Source organism: Mycobacterium sp. 852002-30065_SCH5024008 (assembly GCF_001665645.1).
Lineage (GTDB): Bacteria > Actinomycetota > Actinomycetes > Mycobacteriales > Mycobacteriaceae > Mycobacterium > Mycobacterium paraffinicum.
In genome coordinates this window covers 1-2,691 of the sequence record NZ_LZSZ01000058.1, presented here as the reverse complement: position 1 = coordinate 2,691, position 2,691 = coordinate 1, and the positions used below count along the sequence as shown (strand labels likewise).

General features: G+C 64.8%; 1 protein-coding gene. It reads right to left on the bottom strand.

Going from position 1 to position 2,691, the window contains the following annotated elements; all coding sequences use genetic code 11:
• Positions 1-2,691, bottom strand: a 2,691-nt coding sequence (locus tag A5781_RS06380; protein WP_156624445.1) for a condensation domain-containing protein, incomplete at both ends; no start/stop codon positions are given.

Genomic DNA, 2,691 nt, shown 5'->3' with positions numbered 1-2,691 from the left:
CGCCGACGGGGTCTGACTCAACACACTGACCCGCTCAGCAATCAACAAGGCGTGCAAGTCATCCGGGGAGCCGACCACCGCCTCGGGCACCACCACCAACCGGCCCCCACCCAACAGCGCACCGAAAATCTCCCACACCGACACATCAAAGGAATGCGAATGCCACTGCGACCACACCCCCACCCGCTCCACATACGCACCCGCCGACGCCAGCAGCTGGGTCACGTTGGCATGCGTCACCGCAACACCTTTAGGGACCCCCGTAGTGCCCGAGGTATAAATCGAATACGCAACATCCTCCGAAGTCGGGCCCGGCGACGGTGCGGCCGGCTGGGTGTCGATCACGGGATCGTTGACATCAATCACGACCAGGTCGTCGTACCCATCCAGCCGCGACCGCAACTCAGCGGTGGTCAGCACTGCGATCGGTGCGGCATCAGTGAGCACGAACCCGACCCGGGCTGCCGGCAGGCCCGGATCCATCGGCACATATGCCGCCCCCGACTTCAAAACCCCGAGGATCGCGATGATGGCCTGCGCGCCGCGCGGCATCAGCAACCCCACACACCCACCCGGACCCGCGCCATAGCCAACTAGCCAGTGCGCCAACCGATTCCCAGCCGCATCCAGCTCCCCATACGTCCACGACCCGTCGCCGAAAGTCAATGCCAGCGCATCCGGGGTCCGCGCGACTTGGTCGGCAAACACCTGCGGGATCGACACCTCCAACGCAGCAGGCTGGTCCAACACCGCCCGGTTACCCCACCCCTCCAAACAGGCCAGCTCCTGCGCGTCGAGTACCTCGACCGACGACAACAGCCCCAACGGATCCGCGGTCATCCCCACCAACACCCGCTGCAACCGGGTAATCAACGTCTCGACGCTGGCCGGGTCGAAGATGTCGGTGCGGAATTCCACCGTGCCGCTGATTCCGGCCGGCTGGCCCGCCTGGGTGAAGTTCTCGGACAGGGAGAATGTCAAATCCATCCGGGCCGTATGGGTTTGCACCGGTAAGGGGTCGACCTGCAGAGCACCCAGGTCCACGTCGGTGGGGTTGTGGTGTTGCCAGGCCAGCATCACCTGCACCAGGGGGTGATGAGCCATACTGCGGGCCGGATGCAGCCGTTCCACCAACACCTCGAAGGGCACGTCTTGGTGTTCAAAGGCGGCCAGGCTGCGCGCGCGCACCTGGGCAAGGAGTTCGGCCACGCTGGGGTCGCCGGCCAGATCGACGCGTAACACCAGGGTGTTGACGAAGAACCCGACCAGCTCATCCAGGGCGGGATCGCGCCGGCCGGCGATCGGGAACCCAACGGCCACATCACCACTGGCGCTCAGTTTGGCCAACAACGCCACCAAACCGGCTTGGATCATCATGAAACTGGTGGCGTTGTGCGCGCGGGCCACCCGGGTGATCTGCTGCTGCAACTGCGCCGGCCACTCGATGGTGAGGCTTGCCCCGCGATAATCGGCCACCGCCGGATAGGGCCGATCGGTGGGCAGCACCAGGCGTTCGGGCATCCCGGCCAACACGTCTTGCCAGTAGGTCAGCTGCCCGCCGATCACACTGTCGGGGTCATTGAGGTCGCCGAATTGCTCTCGTTGCCAGAGTGTGTAGTCGGCGTATTGCACCGCCAACGGCACCCAATCCGGGGCCTTGCCTTGAGTGCGGCTGGTATAGGCGGTGCCTAGATCGCGTAGCAGCGGGGTGATCGACCAGCCATCGGCGGCGATATGGTGGGCCACTGCCACCAACACATGCTCATCCTCGCCCAGATGGAAAAGCTTTGCCTGCAGCGGAATCTCGGTGGCTAGATCAAACGTGTGAGTCACCACCGCGGCGATGGCCTCACGTAGCTGGCTTTCTGGCCACCCGCTGCCATCGATCACCTGCCAACCGAAATCGGCCTGCTCGGCGGGCACTACAACCTGGTGGGGGATTCCGTCGACCGCGGCGAACAGGGTGCGTAGGCATTCATGGCGGGCCAACACATCACCGAGTGCGGCCCCTAGGGCTTCAACGTCGAGTGGTCCGTGCAAGCGTAGTGCGATCGGCATGTTGTAGACCGCAGACGGGCCCAACAACTGATCGATAAACCACAACCGCGACTGGGCAAACGACAACGGCACCCGCCCCGGACGTTGTTGCGCGACCAGCGGGCCCAGCCCACCCCCGCCCCCGGCGTTCGCGTCGATGCGGGGTGCTAACTGCGCGATGGTGGGCGCCTCAAAGATGGTGCGCACCGACAGGCCGGCATCCAGGTTGGTGTTGATCGCGGCGATCAGGCGCATCGCCGACAACGAATCCCCACCCAACTCGAAGAACGAGTCGTCGACCCCAACCCGATCCCGCCCGAGGATTTGGGTGTAGATGCCCGCCAGGATTTCCTCGAGAAGACTGCCCGGTGCGCGGTATCGAGCGCCGGTGTAGTCGGGGGCGGGTAGGGCGCGGGTGTCGAGTTTGTCGTTGACCGTCAGTGGTAGCGCGTCGATCACCATGATCGCGGCCGGGACCATATAGGACGGCAACCGGTCCGTCAGCTGTGCGCGGATCGCGGCAGGGTCAAGGGGCCCGGAAGCGGATTGGGTGACATAGCCGATCAGGCGTTTGTCGCCGGGGTGGTCCTCGCGGGCGATCACCACCGCCTGGTCCACCCCGTCCAAGCTGGCTAGTGTGGTTTGGATTTCACC